This window comes from Pseudomonadota bacterium, from assembly GCA_018823285.1.
Lineage (GTDB): Bacteria > Desulfobacterota > Desulfobulbia > Desulfobulbales > JAGXFP01 > JAHJIQ01.
The window spans coordinates 1-20,896 of sequence record JAHJIQ010000034.1 but is presented as its reverse complement, the minus strand read 5'-3'; the positions used below and the strand labels follow the sequence as shown (position 1 = coordinate 20,896).

At 52.3% G+C, this 20,896-nt stretch carries 13 protein-coding genes and 2 tRNA genes; 12 read left to right on the top strand and 3 right to left on the bottom strand.

What is annotated here, in order from left to right; translation table 11 throughout:
- From KKG35_08850 to KKG35_08840, 3 genes are all read left to right on the top strand, one after another.
- Positions 1-936 carry a hypothetical protein gene (locus KKG35_08850; protein MBU1738232.1) on the top strand — a complete coding sequence of 312 codons (936 nt, stop codon included), beginning with the start codon at positions 1-3 and terminating at the stop codon, positions 934-936.
- 12 nt (positions 937-948) lie between these two features.
- Positions 949-2,037: a hypothetical protein gene (locus tag KKG35_08845; GenBank protein MBU1738231.1), complete on the top strand. Its 1,089-nt coding sequence runs from the start codon at positions 949-951 to the stop codon at positions 2,035-2,037.
- 612 nt (positions 2,038-2,649) lie between these two features.
- Positions 2,650-3,969: a hypothetical protein gene (locus KKG35_08840; GenBank protein ID MBU1738230.1), complete on the top strand. Its 1,320-nt coding sequence runs from the start codon at positions 2,650-2,652 to the stop codon at positions 3,967-3,969.
- 8 nt (positions 3,970-3,977) lie between these two features.
- Here the strand turns inward: KKG35_08840 and KKG35_08835 are convergent, their stop codons facing one another.
- Complete coding sequence (locus tag KKG35_08835) at positions 3,978-5,264, bottom strand: hypothetical protein (GenBank protein MBU1738229.1); 1,287 nt, start codon at positions 5,262-5,264, stop codon at positions 3,978-3,980.
- A 295-nt stretch (positions 5,265-5,559) separates the two neighbouring features.
- On the opposite strand from KKG35_08835, the gene KKG35_08830 reads away from it, so the two are divergent.
- From KKG35_08830 to KKG35_08820, 3 genes are all read left to right on the top strand, one after another.
- Entirely contained in the window at positions 5,560-6,306 is a 747-nt protein-coding gene (locus KKG35_08830; GenBank protein ID MBU1738228.1) for a hypothetical protein, read from the top strand.
- Positions 6,307-6,659: 353 nt separating this feature from the next.
- The gene (locus tag KKG35_08825; GenBank protein MBU1738227.1) at positions 6,660-7,835 is read left to right on the top strand and encodes a hypothetical protein; all 1,176 of its coding nucleotides are present in this window, start codon (positions 6,660-6,662) and stop codon (positions 7,833-7,835) included.
- A 119-nt stretch (positions 7,836-7,954) separates the two neighbouring features.
- Positions 7,955-8,392, top strand: coding sequence for a methyl-accepting chemotaxis protein (locus tag KKG35_08820; GenBank protein ID MBU1738226.1), 438 nt, complete (start codon positions 7,955-7,957; stop codon positions 8,390-8,392).
- A gap of 69 nt (positions 8,393-8,461) precedes the next feature.
- Here the strand turns inward: KKG35_08820 and KKG35_08815 are convergent.
- Positions 8,462-8,537 (bottom strand) — tRNA-Asn (locus tag KKG35_08815).
- A gap of 258 nt (positions 8,538-8,795) precedes the next feature.
- Here KKG35_08815 and KKG35_08810 point away from each other — a divergent pair.
- Positions 8,796-8,873: transfer RNA gene (locus KKG35_08810), tRNA-Pro, on the top strand.
- Positions 8,874-9,049: 176 nt separating this feature from the next.
- Here the strand turns inward: KKG35_08810 and KKG35_08805 are convergent.
- Positions 9,050-10,114 carry an AI-2E family transporter gene (locus tag KKG35_08805; GenBank protein ID MBU1738225.1) on the bottom strand — a complete coding sequence of 355 codons (1,065 nt, stop codon included), beginning with the start codon at positions 10,112-10,114 and terminating at the stop codon, positions 9,050-9,052.
- A 370-nt stretch (positions 10,115-10,484) separates the two neighbouring features.
- Between KKG35_08805 and KKG35_08800 the strand changes: the two genes are divergently transcribed.
- The 5 genes from KKG35_08800 to KKG35_08780 all read left to right on the top strand — a co-directional run.
- Positions 10,485-11,552 (top strand): branched-chain amino acid aminotransferase, encoded by a 1,068-nt coding sequence (locus tag KKG35_08800; protein ID MBU1738224.1) that lies wholly within the window; start codon positions 10,485-10,487, stop codon positions 11,550-11,552.
- Positions 11,553-11,878: 326 nt separating this feature from the next.
- Positions 11,879-12,166: a co-chaperone GroES gene (groES, locus tag KKG35_08795; GenBank protein ID MBU1738223.1), complete on the top strand. Its 288-nt coding sequence runs from the start codon at positions 11,879-11,881 to the stop codon at positions 12,164-12,166.
- Between the two features lie 108 nt (positions 12,167-12,274).
- Positions 12,275-13,924 (top strand): chaperonin GroEL, encoded by a 1,650-nt coding sequence (gene groL, locus KKG35_08790; GenBank protein ID MBU1738222.1) that lies wholly within the window; start codon positions 12,275-12,277, stop codon positions 13,922-13,924.
- A gap of 769 nt (positions 13,925-14,693) precedes the next feature.
- The gene (locus KKG35_08785; GenBank protein MBU1738221.1) at positions 14,694-15,818 is read left to right on the top strand and encodes a hypothetical protein; all 1,125 of its coding nucleotides are present in this window, start codon (positions 14,694-14,696) and stop codon (positions 15,816-15,818) included.
- A partial coding sequence (locus KKG35_08780) for a hypothetical protein (GenBank protein MBU1738220.1) occupies positions 15,725-20,896 on the top strand: 5,172 nt, incomplete at its 3' end. The genes KKG35_08785 and KKG35_08780, both read left to right, overlap by 94 nt.

The following is a 20,896-nucleotide window of genomic DNA, read 5'->3' as shown; positions in this document are numbered from 1 at the left end:
ATGACTCAGGGAAAATCCATTTTTTACGATCAAGGCACCGGGTTTAAGGCTCGCTGCAGAACTCTTGTTCGCACGAGCCTGCTGTGCATCCTGCTTTTGCTGGGGGTTGGAGTTCTGCCGGCCGGGGCCGCTAGCCCATGGAAATGGCAGTTCGGCCTGAAAACATCCATTCCTGACATGCCGGTAAAATTCCCCACCGGAATGTTTGTTGATCAGGAGCGGGAACGCTATTATGTGGCTGATGCCGAAACGGGTAGCCTGCACTCGTATGATAAAAACGGAAAATATCTCAACTCTTTCAAGCCGGGTAACAACCTGAACCAGCCTTTTTCTCTGGTTCGTGATGCCCAGGACATGTTGTGGGTCGTGGAAAAAGGGCGGAACACCCTGACGAAAATTGATCTCAAGGGGAAAAAGCTTGAGCCGAAATCCCTTAAAGCAGACGGTCGGGACATCTATCCGGACAGAATCCTCCTTCATGATGGATCATTTTATATTCTTGATAAATTGTCCGGCGACATTGTCGTCTTCGATTCCTCCCTTAAGAGTGGCCGGGTGTTTGCCTGTAGTGATTGCAGCGGTGGATTTATCGACTTTGCCATTAAGTCCGGTCAGGTCTGGGGATTGGCACGGAGCGAAAAAGCTGTGTACCGATTCAGCGACGCAGGCGTGCCGGCGGGGAAAATAAAACTTGACGGCGACCTTGCCTTTCCCTACGCGATTGAGATAGGGGCAGCGAATCTGCTCTATGTTCTTGACCGGCATGATGGTTCCATCGCTGTTTTTGACCAATCCGGAGTGTTCAAGTACCGTTTTCTGGAGCGGGGCCATACCCGCGGTAAACTTTATTACCCCGAAGACATCCTTTTTGATCCGTGGGGAAGACTTTGCATTGTTGATGCCGGCAATGGCAGGGTTGAGGTGTTCGGTCGGTAAGGGGGAAGGCTTATGCGGTATAAAGCTGTAGTGTTTGCGATTCTGGTTCTGTTCTTTTTGGCCGGACAGGGTTCCGGCTGGTGCAGGACCAACGACATGAAACAGCTTTGCGCCAACTGTCACACCATGCACAACAGCGCGGGGGGCCTGGAAGTCACACCCGGGGGGATTGGTGTCCAGAATTACCTGCTGAACAGCACCTGTTACGGTTGTCATTCCGGGACCAACACTGCAGGGTCGATGCCCTATGTAACAAATGTCGCCGGCGAACCGAACTACGGCACGACCGGAACCAGCGCTGCCGGGGTCGTTAACGGCACTCTGGCTGGAGGTTCGTTTTACTGGGTTTCTCAGGGGGATAACGGCAAGGGGCACAATGTTGAAGGGTTAGAAATAGTGGCGCAAGGTCCAAGAACTCCTCCCGGCGGAAGCAAGGTGTTCGATAACACCTCGCCTTCTACCGCCCTGACCTGCGCGGGTACGAATGGGTGCCATGGCAACCTGGCGGTTGCCGGGCAGATTCCCGCCATGTACCGTACCCATCACGCGAACCCTGCTCTGCCTGTCGACGGTGCATCGGTTGCCAGCAGTTATCGTTTTTTGAACGGGATCGTGGGTCTTGAGGATCTTGACTATGAATTCACCGTCAGCAGCGCCGCCGATAACCACAACCAGTACAGAGGTTCTGCCCGGTCAGCGGACAATGATCTGGACACCTCCTCCATCAGCCATCTTTGCGCTGTTTGCCACGGATTTTTCCATAACGGCGGCGGAAATAACGGGGTCGGTGATCCAGGATTTGTCTCTCCGTGGATCAGGCATCCGGTTGACTATGATATGAACGATGCGGTTGGCGCGGAATATCAGGACTACGGCGGTGCCGGCAACCAGTATCTGGTGGAAACACCCGTCGCCAGTGATGATTTGACGGGTGGCGCGAAATCGACTGTGCTTAAATCTCCCGGTGACGCCATCATTACCTGTATTACATGTCACCGAGCCCATGGCAGCCGATTTGACAGCAGTCTCAGATGGGATTATAAAAGCTGGCCCGCCAGTGGCTATAACGGCTGCGGGGACTGTCATACCTTCAAAGATTGAGCAACTCGCCTCAACTTATAATTGTCCGGGGCGGCCAACACTTGCGATGCCTCAGCCAAGTGGCGCCGACCATCGGCGGCAACGCCGCCTCTTCCCTAGTAGGAGCGGCCTCCCGGCCGCGAACACAGGGCGGCAATTGCCATCCAATGCATTCGCGGCCGGGAGGCCGCTCCCACAGGAGGCCGCTCCTACAACTTAGCAGGTCCGGTAAAGTCCGGGCGGCGACTTGATTTTTTTAATTATTTTCCCGCCGTTCCGTTCTGGACTTGCGACTTCTTCTTCTGCTAAAATTAGCTTTGCTCAGTGGCAATCTTCCGGGCCCTGGCCGAATAACTGTTCCCAGACCTGGGGTTATTGCGGTTTGCCCCCTGATTACCCTTTACGTTCCGCTAATGAGATCGGCCGGGGAGATCGGGAGAATCGTCTTGGTCAGGGCTGTTTTTCCCTGACCCAAACATAGAGAGGGGAGTTATGAAAGCTTTTTCCGACGGGACACGTAAACCCAATTGGTTGTCTTTTATCAGCACCGCTTTGGTTTGTTTATTTACAGCATTTCTTTTGCCCGGGTGCCTGACCGGGACCGGGCCCGCTCTAAGACAGGTTTGTCCTGAAATGCCCCCCGTACCGGATGGCGGCAGAGTCTCCGTCTTCTTGAATCTTGAACGGCATGAAGTTCCGCGGGTCACGGCGACCGTCGCGGCAGTAGAAATCCTCGAAGGTGAAAACTGGGTGCCCATTTCCGAGCCGGCTATCACTCTGGATTCGGAAACCATCGGCAAGGGGCAGGTTTTTTTGGGGAGTAGAGTGATTACGGCCAGCCGATATGAGCGAATGCGACTGGTGATTTCGGATGCGGGGAAGGTTGATGGCGAGGGAAGGCATGGTTTACCGCTTGACCGGGGGGAGATTGAAATCAAACTGCCGGATCCACTGGAGCTTGCTCCCCATGCCAGCGAGGTGATTCTGCTTAATTGGGATGTTGATGCTGCCTTTCAGGCCGAAAGCACGCAACCGTTGGTTTTCAGAGCAGGTTCTTTCTTGGTCGCCGGAGTGGCGTCGAACAAGGTATACGTATCCTGCCCCGATATCGACACTGTATATGTGGTCAGGGCAGACAAGAACTGGGTCCAGGGGGCGATCGCGGTTCAAGGCAGGCCGACCTATGTTGTTGCGGATGCGACGAATAAGAAGTTGTTTGTCCTGGCGTCCGCTGAGGCCACGATCAAGGTTTATGATCTTGTTAGTCTGGAGTTGTCGGAAGAGATCCGGATTCCCATGACGAGAGATCCGATTTATATGATCATGGCGCCCGATTATCTGAGTTCATTCATTCTCGATGGCATGGGGAATCTGGTGAAAGTGGATGTCAAGAGCGGACAGATGCTTGCCCGCATGAAAGTGGGGCGGAAACCTGTGTTTGCTCTCTATCTTGGCAGCCAGGAGAGACTGGCTGTTTCTTCAACCCTGGACAGGACCCTCTATTTCCTTGATCCGGAAACCCTCGATGTGATGGAAAAAATTGTTGTCTCCGGAACGCCGAACAGTTTGCTGGAGTGGGAAAACTACCTGTATATTGCAGAAACAGAGACCAGCAGTGTTTCTCTTTATGATCTGAATGAGCGGAAGATGGTCAAGAGTTTTCCTTTGGGCTATTCACCCTCCCGGTTCGTCAGTAGTGGAAATAACATATATTTAACAGATGAGATGGATATGTCGGTAACAGTCATGAAGGGTGGTCAAATCAATGCCAACAAGGTGATTTCTGTTTCAGGTGTGACTGGAGAGATGGTTGTTGCCGAATATCAACGTTTGTTGTATGTCGGAACTGGTGAATGTGATGGGAGCCTTGCAATCGTTGATCTCACTTCAAACCGTCTGATCGGCAAGGTAGAAGTCGGCGCAAAACCCTTGGGGGTGGTGGTAATTCAGTAGTCCGCCGATTAGAACCGATGGCCGATGCCCCCGTCGGTGGTATGACAGGTGGCCGCGCAGTACCGGTTTCCCTGGACATCGTCCGCAGCTTCTCCGTTACTGTTGTCGGTGTAGTAGATCTTGGTGATTAAGGAGCTGTTGAACAGAAATGTCCGTGATCTTCTGCCGACATCCGTTCCGGCATTGTTGACATTCCCTCGGTAGTTTGCACCATGGATGCTGCTTTCGAGTGACGCATCCCCGACTCCTCCATGGCAGGCGACACAGCCGAGGGCGTTGGCGGGATATTGATGCGGGCCGTAGTCGTGGTCGCGATTAGGTGGATAACCCAGGGCCGCGTTTTCCGAAACCCAATTAGATGCTCCCCCGTTTGTAGGGGATACATTATGGCATGTTTCACAGAGATTGTCCGGGGAGGCGCCTGAGATAACCTCTCTTAAAAGGTAAATGTTTGCTGACCCATGTGGGCCGACCGGTTCGAGGGTGGTCTCGCCGGCATGACAGTCGGAGCAGTACATCTGGGTGTCCGCGGTTTGCCAGGGCGCTTTCATTGCGGTTGCGGCGTTATTCACGAGGAAGGTGTTTTTCCAGGCGGAGGTGGTGACGGGATGGGTCGCCGCAAAGTTCGGATTGAATTGCCGACCGATATCGGCAAGCCCTTCAGTAACGAATTGCCCGCCATGGCACTTCAGGCAGATCTGGTATTCCAGGGTGGCGGGATCGACGGGGGTCAAGGAAGTGGGGTTGTTGATTGATTCCCCGCCCTCTGTCGGCGCTGCCGGATTGATCCAAACCGGGTCGGTTCCGCTTACCCCGGCAAGCGCTCCCGATACTGCGTTACCATCAACTGCTTCGCTGTGGGTAACGCGAGTCGCTTCATGGGAGTCATGGCAATCCACGCAGAGCACGGTGGTGATTGTCGAAGCGGGATCATGAGAATAGCCTTTGGAAATCTGCTGAACGATATTGTCGGCGCCGTTGGATTGGGTGCTGTCGTGACAGAAATTGCATAAGGCGTTGCCGGTCAGGGTGTCGAAGAGCAGGGAGCCGAAGGGGGCAGTAGGGGTGCCGCCGACACTGGCATGCTGTTCGTGACAATTGCCGCAGTTGCCTGCAGCGTAGCCAGCCAGCCGCAAAACTCCCTTGCCGACGGTGTTGTATCCGCCATGGCCGGACAACAGGCTGTAATTGCCCAGCCGGCCTTCGGCCGCCCGGCTGTTAACAGGCGTGAAAAAAATCAGGGCGGCAGCCAACGCAATAGCGGAAAATCTCAGTATCTTGTTGGATGTATACATCACACAGCCCCCCTAAGTACTGAAAACAAAAAAGACGAAGTGTGTTTTCAGAATTGATTCAGCGCCATTTTTTGAAGTCTGCGAGACAACTAAACGTAAAAATTGTACAACGAAAACCCTTGAATTGTCAAGGATTATGCCTGGACGGATAAGGGACCGGTGCCATTGTGGTGGCACCGTTATCAGCAATATGTTATACTCTCATCCTTGTCCGTATTGCGGCATAATGAAGTCCTTGAGTCAAACTTGATAACAGGACTTTTCAGATTTTGAACTCACTTTAAGGAGAGCGATCGTGAAAAACAGTATTTTAATCTTGATTCTGTCATTGTTGCTGATGGTAGCAGCAGGCTGTAAAAACAACGTGGAAAAATCTGCCACCGAAGGCGCGAAGCCGCAGGTGGTCAAGTCTGAAGCCGGTATTTCCGGAAAAGTTACCGAGACCATGGATGCTTCCGGATATACCTACGTGGAAATTGATACCGGGACCGAGAAAATCTGGGCTGCCGGTCCAAAAACTGTGGTGAAGGTTGGAGACGAGGTCTTTGTCCCTGAAGGTTCCCCGATCAACGGTTTTGAAAGCAAGACTCTCAATCGGACCTTTGACAGTATAATTTTTGCCACCTCAATCATGGTCGGTGGGGCGGATCAGCCATTTGATAGTGCTAATCAGCAGGGCGCACCGGCTAACAAGCCAACAGCAGCAGCTGCAGTCGTAACCGATTTCAGTGATGTGACAAGAGCTGAAGGTGGGAAGACAGTCGAAGAAGTCTTTGCCGGAAGGGTTGATTTGAATGGCAAGGAAATTGTGTTAAGAGGAAAAGTTGTTAAATTTATGAGCGGGATCATGGGCAAGAACTGGCTCCATGTCAAGGATGGGACCGGAGCGCAAGGTACTGACGACCTCGTGGTAACGACCATGGCAACCGTCAGTGTTGGCGATAAGGTTCTCGCTAAAGGAGTGGTTGCGGCCGATAAGGATTTTGGTTCCGGTTACCGTTATGATGTGATCGTGGAAGACGCTGAAGTTACCGTAGAGTAAGTTCTAGAGTAAGTTCTTTTATATGCTATCGATAGGCCCCTGCCGTGTTATTTCGGCCGGGGCCTTTTTGTTTGGCGCTATGACGAGTGAGAGCGGGCGGTAAAAATAAATTCTTTCTTGCCCGTAAAATGGTGTGGTATAATCCTTCATTGCAAACTTGATGACATGGGAAAGAGTGAGTTGTTTCAACAACCGGGAGATGGAATTGATCGAGAGGTTTCTTCCGAGACTCTGTATTTATCCATCATAGTGTCTTCATGTCAATGTTGCTTGTTTAACGCCGATGCGTATAACAGGCTTTTTGAGGATCTGTAAAGTTCTAATGGCACTGTATTAGCATGGCAGGGAGAAAAATGGACAGAAAATTCTTCGGTTGGGCGATCATTATTGCCCTGGCTTTTGGGCTAATCGGTTACGCTTCAGCGGAGTATTCAGAGTCCGATAAGGAAGGGTCAAAATGTATTTCCTGCCATGACGATATCTGGCAAGATGCTATCGGCAAGAGATTCATCCATCTCCCTTTCAGTGAGAAACAGTGTGAAAAATGCCACGCTGCAGATGCCAGGCTTGACAATAACATTGATCGTAAAATCGAAAGTCCGGATATTAAATGGCTGAGTAGAAATCGCACGCCTGCAAAGACCCACTGGTTTGATCTTGAGGCCAGCACAAAGGGGGACTTGATTCATCTGGAGGCAAGATCTGGACAAAAGGGTGTTGTAACCAAAGAGGTTTCCGTGCCTTCCCTTGAGGAACTGGATCAGGTTACGAGTAGCAGCCAGAATCCACCGGTCATTACTAATGTTAAGGTTTTGGAAGTGAGTAAAGGCATATTCCTGTCGGCGACTGTTGGCTGGGAGACGGATAAACCAGCCAGTTCCAAGGTTTTGTACGGATTAAACGATTTAAGCCAGCAGTCTCCTCTTGATCGCCAGTTTGCCAGGGTTCATGAGGTTTCACTGACTGGTATCAAGGCGAATCGGGATTATAAATTCGCGGTTGTTTCCGAAGATATGTCAGGTAACCGATCCGAATCGAAGACCTTTGCTTTTTCCACAGATAAGACATTCTCCGATCGAGACATTATGGCCGAAAGTGATGCTCAAAGTGGCGGGGAAATGGAGATATCAGGTGAATTATTCAGAAATGGCAATGGTTATTCCTTGAAAGTCACGGTCAACCGGGCGGCAATGGTTGCGATTGGTCTTAAAACCAGAAAATACAGTCAATCTGCTGCTCGACGGAAAGAAGGGCCTGAAGTTGTCAAGCATGTGATCACCAACAGTGAGGCTGTAACTACTATAAGTATCTGTTATTCCTGCCATGCGGATTACAAAAAAATTCTCTCCCACCCGATCAATGTCTATCCGAAAAGGGGGATGAAGATCCCGCCCGAGTATCCGACTTTGTCCGATGGGAGGATTACATGCATGTCGTGTCATGCCACCCATGCTTCAAATCTTCAATTTAGAATGCTGAAACCTCATAAAAAGGATCTTTGTTTAGGATGCCATGCTGACATGGTGTGAGCTCTAATCTTGTTGACATCCTCTTTTGCCGGAGGGTAAATGTAGCCTGTCAATTTGCAAAAGGAAGCTGACTGTGAAGAGGGTCGGTTTCAGAACAAGCGTATTTTAAGGGAGATACGATGAAGCATAAAAGAAAAAAGCTGAATCTCCAGGTCAAGAAAAAGTTTCAGATATGGCTGTTGAAGCGAATACTGGCGACTGTCGTGGTAAGCTCTGTCGTGGCCGCGTTGATCCTTTATTTCTACGCGCAGCAGGAGGTTGGTGCTTCATTCTATGAGGCCCATATAAAAATCAGAAAGGTCAGTGATCTGTTGATTCCTGTTATTCTGGCCGGTTCCTTTGTCAGTCTGATCAGCGGTACGCTTCTCGCTCTATTTCTCCCCCAGAAAGTTGCCGGTCCGGTTTTTCGGATGGAACAGGATCTGAAGGAGATTCAGGAGGGGAATTTCAATAAGGTCATAAGACTGCGTGATGGCGATCCGTTGCAGGGGCTGGCGGAAACCATTAATCAGACGTTTGCTGTGGTTCGGGAAAAATTGAAAAGTGGCGGTGCCTGAAAGGCATCTAAGACTTCTGTGCACACAAAAAAGCCCGGTTCGTATGAGCCGGGCTTTTTTTATATTCTCTGGCTCCCCCGGACGGATTCGAACCGCCGACAAGGTGGTTAACAGCCACCTGCTCTACCGACTGAGCTACAGGGGAACACGAAAACGGTAAAAAACTATAGAATCACGTAGTACATTTTCTGAAACGGATGATGAATCAATTCCGCTATTTGACATGATTTCGCAAAGAGATCAATCAAATCAGAAAAAAGCTTATATCATTTTTCAAAATGGCCGTCAAGAATTAACCTGGCCGAAATATAATGCCATTTTTACTTGACGGAAAATGCCGTCGGGTGTATCTGTTTGCTTCTTTTTCAAAGGCCGCTTTTTATATGGCTTTTTCCTTGTGAGTCGGGGCGTAGCGCAGCCTGGTTAGCGCGCCTGCCTTGGGAGCAGGAGGCCGCAGGTTCGAATCCTGCCGCCCCGACCAATTCTTTTCGTATCTCTTTTAATTCACAATTGATTTTCTGAATAGAGCCATGGGGCGAAACGCCCTCAGGCATTCTGAATTGGATGAATCTGGTGCCGTATGGTTTGTCCAGCAGCCCTGCCTGTTCTCTGGCCTCCTGTTAATTTCAACATCAGCTTGTCTCGGCTCAGGTGTCTCTATCCGGGTTGCTGTCCGCCATCGTGGGTTACATACCAGTTGTAATTTGCGAGGTATATTTCCGCCATGGTCATAAAGGTGGTGATGATCAGCGGACCGTAGATGATTCCGAGAAAGCCGAAAAGTTTCAGCCCGCCGAGAATGGAAAGAAACACCAGCAGGGTATGCATTTTAACCCTTTTGCCGACAAGCTGTGGTTTTAGAATGTACTCAACGGAAAAGGAGAGGGTTGCATAGAAGAGCAGCATGGCCAGGCCTTGTTCAAGATGCCCCTGCAGCATCAGCAGGAATGCTGCAGGAATCAGGACCAGGCCTATTCCGAAAATCGGCAGGAAGGCGAGAATCAGCATGATGCCTCCCCACAGAATAGGCGCTCCGAGATTAAACACTACAAAGGCCAGAGCGCCAAGGGCTCCCTGGATCAGGCCGCATATTCCGTTGCCGATCAGGACAGCGCCGGCGATCTTTTTGAATTTCTGGATCAGTTGCCGCTCCTGGTTGTCGGGCAAAGGGGAGAGACTGAGGAGGTAGGTAATCAGTTTTTCGTGATCTTTCAAGAGGAAGAAAATCGTGATGATCATGATGAAAAAATTAAAGACAACAAGCATGGCATTGGCTGCCCAGGACTTGGCCTGATTGAATAAAAACAGGCCGGTTCTGCCTGAGAATTCGCTGAGGGTCTTGCCTACCTTATCCGGTTCCAGAATAATACCGTAGCCGGTCAGGATATCCTGAATGCGGAGCATAAGGCTGCTCTCAAATATCAGTTCCTTGATCTTGAGGCTGATATTGGTGCCTTTGCTCAGGTGGTAAAGGTCAAGAGCTTCTTTAGAGAGCGCCACGACGAAAAACAACAAGGGGATAAAAACGATCAGGATCACCAGCAGGCAGGTAACCATCGACGAAAATGAGTCGGAAAATTTTTTGTTGATAAATTGATAAACGGGCTGAAAAATACCGGCCAGAATGAATGAAAGGATCAGTATTGAAATAAAGGGCCACAGCAGGCGTGCAACCAGAAGCATTGAAAGCAGGAAGAGCAGGAGGAAGTATTTGAGCACCATCTGGGTAGGTTTCTGGGTTTCCACGGCAATACCTGTAGAAAGGGAACTTAAGAAAATATTGGCAACATGTGATGAAGTGAAGAATTGTTATGATGCAAATTCGTTTCCGTAATGCTTAACCATCAAATCGCGCATCCTGTGAGCCTTCCGGTTTTTTAGCAGACTCCGCAAGACTATTCGGAACGGCGGCAAAAATATTGTTCCAAATGAAACATTAATTAGCTATATTGTCATCATTTTTCAAAGCTATACCTGAGTTGGCGCATATTTGTATAGAGCGGGCATGGGTTTCTCGGCGCAGTGTGTCTGGTGGATTCAGTGAAGTTTAAAGGGGGCCTGAGGTCCTTTTTTCAGATAGCAGGAGATATTTATGAAAGTAAAGAGGGCCAAGGTTCCGGAAGGGGAGCTGAAAATGAAACCTGATGAAAATGCTTTGGGTTTCGGGAAGTATTTTACCGACCACATGCTGACCATGGCGTATGATCGTAAATCAGGATGGGGAGCCCCGGAGGTCAAAGGGTACCAGCCATTCTCGTTGGATCCTGCTGCGATGGCTCTTCATTACGGTCAGGCTATTTTCGAGGGCTTGAAAGCCTACCGGGGTAAAAATGATGAAATATTCCTTTTCAGACCGGAAGATAACCTTCGCCGGATGAACGACTCTGCCACCAGGATGTGCATGCCGACGCTACCGGTCCCTGAAGTGCTTTCGGCCATGAAGTCTCTTCTTGATCTTGATCGAAGCTGGGTGCCGAGTTCGCCCGGAGCAACGCTTTATATCAGGCCGACCATGATCGCAACCGAAGCGGCGCTTGGAGTTCGACCTGCCGGAGAGTATCTTTTCTTTGTCATCATGAGCCCTGTCGGTGCCTATTATCCGGAGGGGTTTAATCCGGTTAAAATCTATGTGACCGAGGATTACGTCCGGGCTGCGCCCGGCGGAGTCGGGCATGTCAAGACCGCCGGCAACTATGCTGCCAGTATCATGGCTGCCCTTGAGGCCAAGAAGAAGGGGTATACTCAGGTCCTGTGGCTAGATGCGATCAAGAGGAGATATATTGAAGAGATCGGGACTTCAAATATATTCTTTTCCATCAACGGTGAACTGGTAACCCCGGCTCTGTCCGGAAGTATTCTTCCCGGGATAACCCGAGATTCAGTAATCCGGCTTGCCGGGGAATGGGGGATCAAGGTTACCGAGAGAGCGGTTGCCATTGATGAGGTCATCGATGCCTTGGCGGATGGTTCGCTGCAGGAGATCTTCGCGAGTGGCACTGCGGCGGTTATTTCGCCGGTTGGCGCATTACATTATCGTGGCCGGGAGTACCCGATAAATGATGAGAAAACCGGCCCTCTGGCCCAGCGATTTTTTGACGAAATCCAGGCGATTCAGTTTGGTGATCGGCCTGATCCTTTTGGCTGGAGAGTGCGCCTGTAATCAGGGTGTAATTTTTTTTACAGGGTGCCTTGATTTTTAAAAAACCCGTCACTATAGTCTCGCTCAACCTGAAACAGGGAGCGTTTTGATCGTCCTGTTTAGACTCTGAACTGCCTTGAAAACTCAGTCTGTCGTGCAAGGCAATCCGGGCCCGTTATTAACGGGTCGGGTTTTCCGGTTCTTCCGGGAAAAGCTCAGGGTTTGTGCAGGCGTTGTTATTTTTATCGGCAGCATTCATAACCGTCCTGTTCATTTCAGACGGGAAATTGTCAGCCTGGAAAGGCATCATTAACTCAAAAATATGGTAAAAGTTGGGAGGTTTGAAAATGAAAATTCGTCCACTTAATGACCGGATTCTGGTTAAAAGACTGGAGGAAGTAACGAAGACATCTGGCGGAATTATCATCCCTGACAGCGCCAAGGAAAAGCCGGCGGAAGGTGAGGTAAAGGCTGTTGGCGCCGGTAAGCTTAACGACAAAGGGGTGCGGGTTCCGGTTGATCTCAAAGTCGGCGACCGTGTTCTTTTCAGTAAATACGGCGGCACGGATGTGAAGCTTGATGGTGAAGATTATCTGATCATGCGTGAAGATGATATCCTTGGAGTGATCAAGTAAGACTGTCAGTTATCACTGATCCCGTTGTCCCGGAAGATCGTCCGTCGGGACAGATAACTATTAATCATACGATAAAGAACTACTTCTGTTTACAAAGGAGATGATGTTATGGCTGGAAAAGAACTGAAATATGGTGTTAAAGCCAGGGAATCGATCCTGAAAGGCGTGAACACTCTGGCAGATGCCGTGAAGGTTACTCTTGGTCCCAAGGGTCGCAACGTGCTGCTTGATAAATCATTCGGCGCGCCGACCATCACCAAAGACGGCGTGAGCGTTGCCAAAGAGATTGAGCTGATTGACAAGTTTGAAAACATGGGCGCCCAGATGGTCAAGGAAGTCGCTTCCAAGACCAGCGACGTGGCAGGTGATGGGACCACCACCGCCACCATCCTGGCCCAGTCAATCTATGCTGAAGGAAGCAAGCTGGTTGCCGCCGGGAACAACCCGATGGAAATCAAACGTGGCCTTGACAAGTGTGTCGAGGCGGTTGTCGCTGAACTGCGCAAGATTGCCAAGCCGACCAAAGAGCAGAAGGAGATTGCCCAGGTCGGCACCATCTCTGCCAACAACGATGCGACCATCGGCAACATCATTGCCGAGGCCATGGATAAGGTCGGCAAGGAAGGTGTTATCACCGTTGAGGAAGCCAAGAGCATGGATACTTCCCTCGATGTGGTTGAGGGTATGCAGTTTGACCGCGGTTACCTCTCTCCGTATTTCGTTACCGATGCCGAGAAAATGGAAGTCAATGTCGAGGATCCGTACATTCTCATTAACGAGAAGAAGATCAGCAACATGAAAGACATGCTGCCGATCCTTGAGCAGATCGCCAAAATGGGCCGTCCGCTGTTCATCATTGCCGAGGATGTTGACGGTGAAGCGCTGGCCACCCTGGTTGTGAACAAGCTGCGCGGTACCTTGAATGTTTCCGCCGTCAAGGCACCCGGATTCGGTGATCGCCGCAAGGCTATGCTTGAGGATATCGCTATTCTCACCGGCGGCCAGGTCATTACCGAAGATCTTGGCATCAAGCTTGAGAACGTTACCATTGACGATCTTGGTACTGCCAAGAGGATCGTGGTTGACAAAGACAACACCACCATTGTTGATGGTGCCGGAGACAAGAAAAAACTGGCCGCCCGGGTTAAACAGATCAGGGCCCAGATTGATGATACCAAGTCGGATTATGACCGTGAGAAACTGCAGGAGCGTCTTGCCAAATTGATCGGCGGGGTTGCGGTAATCAACGTCGGAGCGGCAACCGAGATCGAGATGAAAGAGAAGAAGGCGCGTGTTGAAGATGCACTCAATGCAACCCGTGCTGCGGTTGAGGAAGGAATTGTTCCCGGCGGCGGTGTTGCGTATCTTCGCTGCCTGAAAGCTCTCAACGCTATCAAGCTCGAAGGCGAGCAGGAGCTTGGCCGGAGAATCATGATCCGCGCCCTTGAAGAGCCGGTTCGGCAGATTGCCAACAACGCCGGTTGTGAAGGCTCGGTAATCGTTGATCATGTCAAGAACCTGAAGGGTGCGATGGGCTTCAATGCCGACACCGAAGAGTATGAAGACCTGATCAAGGCCGGAGTTATCGATCCTGCCAAGGTGACCCGTTTTGCTCTGCAGAACGCAGCCAGTGTTGCTGGCCTTCTCCTCACCACCGAGTGCATGATTGCCGATATGCCTGAAGAAAAAGGCAGCGGCGGCGGCATGCCTCCGATGGGCGGCATGGGCGGCATGGGTGGCATGGGCGGCATGATGTAATCCCGTTTTCCACCAGTTGATGTTGAAAAAAAGGGGCTGTCCTAAAAGGGATGGCCCCTTTCTGCTGCAATAACCGAATAAATCTTTGTGACTTTCTCCAAGCCTCGATTCCAGTAAAATGAGTCGGGGCTTTTTTCGTGTAAAGGAGATTGTTCTTGCTCTCCTAACCTTCTGATTGTACGAATCTTGTAGGGCTTTCCCTGCAAAGAAAAACCTTGTGAGACAATTGGATTTGTGTTTTTTTAGGCCATGTTGATGGGTCCCTGTTAGCCCGTCACGCGAAAGACTGGGGGCGTCTTGTTTATTTCTGTTGTATTCCTGGTCTTGATGATAACCGGCCTGTTTTTGCATGATAGCCCGGGATCATTATGCGTAAACCTGCTTTATTGCGGGGCGGCATTCTTCTGCGCATCTGATCAATGGGGTTAAGCATGCAAAGCGAGACACATTCGCGCAGCCCGAAATCTTCACTATCTGCTGCGAGGGCTTTAATGATTCGGGAGAGGAAATGCGGAATATGAGTTGTGACATTGCCGGATTCAATAAGGATAGGGGAATGAAGAACATTATACTTTCTGTAATGGTGTGTTTGATCTTGTGCTGGGGCATATCAACTTCAGCGGAAGCCGGAACCTGGACTGTGGCCAACCTGCCTTCTCCTGATGTTCTGATGTTGACTCAACCAGCTGACATTATGGCCGGTGAATACGTCTTGATCAGGGGAACATATTATTTTGTATGGGATAACATGGGGGGCTGGTTCCCCTTGATGGATTGCGACCAAGCGACCGGTGCTGTTTCTCATTCCTGGGATGGTTGGAGCTGGATGCCGGTTCAGGCTGATCTGGTTACGGACGGGGTACAGGGTGGAGATACTGTCATCAGCATATCCAACTGGTCAGGGGCTCCCTCTTCCTGGCAGATCACCGGGGCGATGGCCAGCGAGGTCGAATGGCTTGCCTCATCCCATAATTGGCTTGGCAGACAAAGATATGTCCGAGTCAATAACAAGATATATATGACTGAAATGGGCATATCGTGGTGTTCGCCGATGAACGATCCGGGCAATCCGCCATGCTCCGGTGTTGATCAGAGCGAGCTGGCTTATAACAGAACGATGCTCTACGAAGTCGACCAGATGACCGGTGAACAGTTGACCTGGGTCGACAATAGTGACCCATTTAACCCGATGTACCATCCTTTCTATGCATCCATGGAAATGGATGGAGTTACTGCCGGGATGACCCTCGACTACCTCACCGCCTGGCCCGGCCCTCAGGATTCACTCTCCTGGACCATCGACAGCTATGATCCCGGAATGGCACATGCCATTGACTGGCTAGACACCGAACATGGGGTTTTACGGACGGGAGACTATGTAAAGGTCAACGGGGTGTTCTATAATGTTTTCGGACCTCCGGACCCATTTATGGCCTCCGGATCCATGTGGAAGCCCCCTTATCCCGATCCGGCCTATAATTACGCCGAACTTCAGCAGGTTGACCAATCCGACGGCACCCTGCTCTGGGACCCTGCCGACGGCGGCAGTCATACCATGCCATTATTCGCCGATATGTCCGGTGCGACCGGTGCCGCCATTGAATGGGTCGGCCGGTCTTTCCCCGATCCGGCCCAGGTCAACAGCATTTACGGTTACTTCAATCCGCAGCTAAAAAGTGAGGTCGACTGGGATGCGGCGAAAATGAACCCTCCGCCCCCGGGGGAATACCTGAAGATCAACATACTTATTACCTGGTTTATTCGTCGCAAAGCGGGTCATGGAACGGGGCTGGATTCAACATGGCGTCGCTGCAGAAATGCGACTACAGGGGAATCGGCCTCGAAAACCCGCCCGGCACCGCGGTCATGGCCGATCTGGAGGCAGACGGGGTGATTCAGGGGATGGAAATTGAGCATTTCTCCGCCATTCCACCCTGGACAGTCCTTACGGCGACCGGGCAGATTACCTGGGACGGTTCGGTCCATGCCAAGGTAAAAACAGGCGATTATCTGAAAGTTGATCACCGGTTGTATCTGGTGTTTAATTCCGGAGACTGTGACGGCAACTTCTGCCCTGCGGGCAATGTCTTTGCCGACTTGGCCAACACCAATGTCATCAACGGTTCTCTGGTGATTGATTCCGGCGGCAATTTTCAGCTGGCCGACCTTTCCGGAACAGAAGGGCAGCATATTGAACATTTCACCAGCTGGCCGTATGCATTGCTTCCACCTGCCGACAGTTCGTTCGGACAAATCTCCTCGGTCAGCGTCGGCTCCGTCAACCCCCTGACCGCAAGCAGAATCGCGTGGGTCGGCGGCGTTCCTTCCATCGGTGAATATCTTGAGATTGAGGGCAGGCTTTACTCTGTTTACAGTGTTTCCCCCGGAACACCGAACATTGCCGAACTGCAATTGAGCGATCCAGCCACCGGCAAGCCTCTGTTCTATGATCCTCCGGCAAATACCTCTCCCTGGATGGCAGAGATGGCGGGGATGGCGGGAATGAACATCGGGTACTATTCGTCCTGGCCCGCCATTACCTATGACATCCCGGCCGATGCCACCTGGGATGCGGTCAGCAGTTACTCAGGGAACTCCATCGATTGGCCGGCCGCCAATCACGGGGTGTTGACTCCGGGTGACTACCTCAAAATCGGCAACACCCTCTACTATGTCAGCAGCTCCGTTGAGGGCTCCTGGAACGATCCGGCGACTTACAACTCCGCCACCCTGGTCGATTGCGATCCGTTTTCAGGCGCGCCCGGCAGCGCGGCAACCCTCGACGGCAGTATTGTCGGTTCCAGTATCGAGCTGTACACCTATTTCCCAAATTACCGCTGGGTGGTGGACAGTGCACATCCACCCTTTCTCACGACAATCCATTGGTCGAAGTTTTTTCATGGTGTGGCAAAAGTCGGTGATTATCTGAGAGTCGGCAACACCATGTATTTTGTCTTTGGTTCAAACTATTTTGGGCCGGACATGATCATGGCCGACCTTGCTCGGGTGAATCCGGTAAACGGAGCGCCTCTTGCCGATCCCGACAATCCCGGGGGGATTCTCTTTGCCGATATGACCGGCGCGGCCGGGCTGGCTTTAGAGCATTTTGCCCGCTGGCCCTTTGCAGTCATCCCCCCTGCCGAGGCCTCGTGGGGCACGATTTCAAATGTGGCGACCGGCTCGAATGGCTCTACGCCAAGTGCAATTTCCTGGTCCGGAACAGAGATCCCGATGCCGGGAGAATACCTGAAGGTCAACGGCACTATATACTATGTTTACAATGGCAACAGCGGTTCTGCCGACCTCCAGTACTGTGATTCGTCAAACGGGCGACCCGCATTCACCGATCCTCCCTATAATACGAATCCCTGGAAAGTGGATCTGACCGGGGCTGAGGGATCCGAAATCGAATATTATGCAACCTGGCCGGGAATCACATACAGTTTTCCAGCCGACGATTCCTGGAGTGCGGTCAACAGCTTTTTCGGCAGCGCCATCGACTGGCCGGCAATCGCTCACGACCCGCTGCATATTGGAGATTACCTCAGGATCGACGGCGTGGATTATTATGTGTCGGATTCAAGTGCCGGTTCCTGGAACGATCCGGCCACTTTCAATTCCGCAGAGCTGCAGCAGTGCAATCAGGCGACCGGTACCCCGCTGTACACCGACCCGGTCAACCAGACCGGCCCGATCATGGCAACGCTCGTTCCCGGAATCGTCGGCGCCGCCATCGAACACTACACCTATTTCCCGTACCGTTGGGGTGTTGAGAGTTTCCAGGGGCCCGGCAATGAAACCATCGTCTGGCCGTACCGTTTCCACAATAAGGTGAGAGCGGGTGATTATCTTCAGGTCGGTGCGACCCATTACGCGGTGATCGACTCCGACAACTGCGACGATCTGATCTGCCCCTCCGGAAATGTCTGGGCCGATCTGCAGCAGGTGAACCAGATCGACGGCACCCCACTGGAAACCGGCGGCCTCCCAGACAAAGCGGACATGAGCGGTTCGGTAGGACTGGAAATAAAGCATGCCACCGTCTGGCATCGTTACAAATGGTGGTCGGTCTATCGGGTGAACCCGAACAGTGTCGACCAGATCGACTGGCCCGCAGTGTATAGTGCAGACCCTTATTACAATGTGATGCCCGGCAGTTATGTGAGGATCGGGGGCATCTATTATTATGCGGTGGCTCCCGGAACACCGGATCACTGGCTCGGTCCTGACTACAATGATTTCAGTTTCGTCCGGCTGGAAAACTGTGATCAGGTCCTGGGCACGCCACTCTTGACTCCCGCTGATATGTCCGGTACCGAGGGCGGTGAGATTGTTCACTTTGGCCCCTCCTGGCCGGTGCCCTTTGTTGATACGGATAACGATACGGTCCACGACCTGAAGGATATCTGTGAAGGCGCTGATGATTTTATCGATACCGACCTGGATGGGGTTCCCAACGGCTGTGACAAGTTCTGGGCTGATATTGCTGCGAGTAGAGACAACGATAATGACGGTTTCCCGGACAGATGGAATGACGAGAAAACCGCAGCTGATTCCGAGACGAATCCTCCGCTGGTTCTCGACAACTGTCCCGGCCTGGATAACCCTGGACAGGCGGACCTTGACGGAGACAAGCACGGAGACGACTGTGACGTCTTCCCGGATGATATAAACGAATGGGCGGACACCGACAAGGACAACGTCGGCGACAACTCCGACCCCTGCCCGAATGATCCGTTCAACGATGCCGACAACGACGGTCTCTGCGCCAATGAAGATCTTTGCCCCGGAGGTGACGACTACGCCAACCGCGATTTTGACTCCGCCCCCGATCGCTGCGACGCCTTTCCCGATGATCCGCTCAGGACGAGTTACCTGACCGTCACCAACACTACCGACAATACGACCGATGACGTAAGCCACCTTGGCAATAGCAATGGAGAGTCGGTCTGGGTGAGTCACGACGGCAACAATTACGAGATCATGTACTCCGATGGTTCCGCCACATCGGCCCTGACCAGGGACGTGTTCGACAGCAGCAATCCCCGGATCAACGATAACGGTATGGTGGTCTGGCAGACCTTCGACGGTGACGACAGCGAGATCTTTCTCTTTGACGGGGTGGATGCTTTTCAGATCACCGACAACAGTTTCGATGACCAAAACCCGCAGCTCAACAACAACGATGCCGTCGTCTGGCAGGGGACCGGCAATGAGATATTCCTTTCCGATCCGACCAGAACCGACAGCTATACGGTTGACTGGCTCCAGGCGGTTCACCCGCCGGTAGCCCCCGGAAATTATGTCAGGATCAACGCGATCTACTACATCGTCCGGGCATCCGATATCTGCTCGCCGATCAGTCTGGAAGATCCGCAGTCGCCTTCCTGTTCATACACCCATGTTGAACTGCAGCAATGCGACCAGAATACCGGAACCCCGCTTTGGGATCCGGCCGACGGCGGCAGCCAGACCATGCCCCTCTGGGCCGATCTGATGGGGGATGGCGCCAAAAGGCTCGATACAATCGGGGAGTTCGGCCCGACTTTTCCGGGTCAACTTGAGGAACCGACCGGTTCATGGGCCCTGCATAACGTCGCGCCGCTCCTGAGTCTTTCCGGAGCCGGTTTCAGCCCGCAGATCAACGATAATGGTCAGGTGGTCTGGAGCCAGAGCGGGATCAGGATGTCCGATGGAGCGACGGTTTCCGTTCTGCCGGGTTCTGCCGGCGGCTTCAATCCGCAGATCAATGACGCAGGCCAGGTGGTCTGGCAGGCCTGGGACGGCAACGATTACGAGATCTTCCTTTATGACGGCGCGGCAACTTCCCAGCTCACCGCCAACAGCGTAGACGACACCACCCCGATGATCAGCCCGGAAGGAGCGGTCACCTGGCTTGGCCGAGGCGGCAACAGGTGGTCCAATAACGATGTCTTTATCCATGACGGGGTCGGTGTCTTCCGGCTCACCTTCAATACTTTGCCGGAACAGACCCTGCAGGTCTTTTCCGGTGCCACCCTTCTCTGGGACGGATACGATGGCAACGACTGGGAGATCTTTTCGGCAACTCCCCCCGCCACCCCCGGCGATATCGATAACGATGGCGTGGCGGACGGTTCGGACCAGTGTCACGGATTTGACGACACAGCCGATGACGATTTTGACGGACTCCCGAACGGCTGCGACCCGGACAGCAACAACGACGGCCGTCCTGACGAGCAGGAAGTCGGCGCCACGGTCGATCTGAACAACGATGGCACCTTCGACAACCAGCAGCCGGGGACGATCAAGTCGGTCCAGTCGATGATCGGCGAAAACCCGGTCCAGGCAGGGCTTGATATCAGCGGCGCTCCGAACGTAACCGGGATTTCCGCGATCGAGCTGGTCGATCCGGCGACGTTACCTGCGCTTCCGGCTGCGCTGCCGGCAGGGTTGGTCGATTTCACCGTGGGGGTCGATACCCCCGGTGCCACCGTCTGGTTTGACCTCTTCTACCAGACCCCGCTCCCGGCTTCGGTCACCAATCTGTACAAGTATGACGAGGTTAACGGCTGGCTCGACTACACGATAGCCGGCAGTTTCTCAATCAGCCCGGATCGGAAGAAAATCACCTACAGCGTGACCGATGGTGGGATCGGTGACGCTGATGGCATGGTAAACGGGGTGATCGTTGACCCGGTCGCCCCCGGTCCTGAGCCCGATGCAGACGGTGATGCGATTCCTGACTCCACCGACAACTGCATCAATGTACCCAATACCAGCCAGGATGATTTCGATGGGGATGGGGTCGGTGACGCCTGCGACAACTGTTACGATGTCGGGAACCCTCTGCAGATCGATTTCGATACCGACGGGATCGGCGACGCCTGCGATACCGACGGCTGCACCGATGATCTCGATTGCGACACGGTGCCGGATGGCACCGATAACTGCCCGGCTGTTGCCAATCCGGGCCAGATCGATTTCGATACC

Coding starts and splice junctions, on each gene's coding strand:
- KKG35_08850 (MBU1738232.1), top strand. CDS start 1: ATGACTCAGGGAAAATCCATTTTTTACGATCAAGGCACCGGGTTTAAG.
- KKG35_08845 (MBU1738231.1), top strand. CDS start 949: ATGCGGTATAAAGCTGTAGTGTTTGCGATTCTGGTTCTGTTCTTTTTG.
- KKG35_08840 (MBU1738230.1), top strand. CDS start 2,650: ATGCCCCCCGTACCGGATGGCGGCAGAGTCTCCGTCTTCTTGAATCTT.
- KKG35_08835 (MBU1738229.1), bottom strand. CDS start 5,264: ATGTATACATCCAACAAGATACTGAGATTTTCCGCTATTGCGTTGGCT.
- KKG35_08825 (MBU1738227.1), top strand. CDS start 6,660: ATGGACAGAAAATTCTTCGGTTGGGCGATCATTATTGCCCTGGCTTTT.
- KKG35_08820 (MBU1738226.1), top strand. CDS start 7,955: ATGAAGCATAAAAGAAAAAAGCTGAATCTCCAGGTCAAGAAAAAGTTT.
- KKG35_08805 (MBU1738225.1), bottom strand. CDS start 10,114: ATGGTGCTCAAATACTTCCTCCTGCTCTTCCTGCTTTCAATGCTTCTG.
- KKG35_08800 (MBU1738224.1), top strand. CDS start 10,485: ATGAAAGTAAAGAGGGCCAAGGTTCCGGAAGGGGAGCTGAAAATGAAA.
- groES (MBU1738223.1), top strand. CDS start 11,879: ATGAAAATTCGTCCACTTAATGACCGGATTCTGGTTAAAAGACTGGAG.
- groL (MBU1738222.1), top strand. CDS start 12,275: ATGGCTGGAAAAGAACTGAAATATGGTGTTAAAGCCAGGGAATCGATC.
- KKG35_08785 (MBU1738221.1), top strand. CDS start 14,694: ATGGATTGCGACCAAGCGACCGGTGCTGTTTCTCATTCCTGGGATGGT.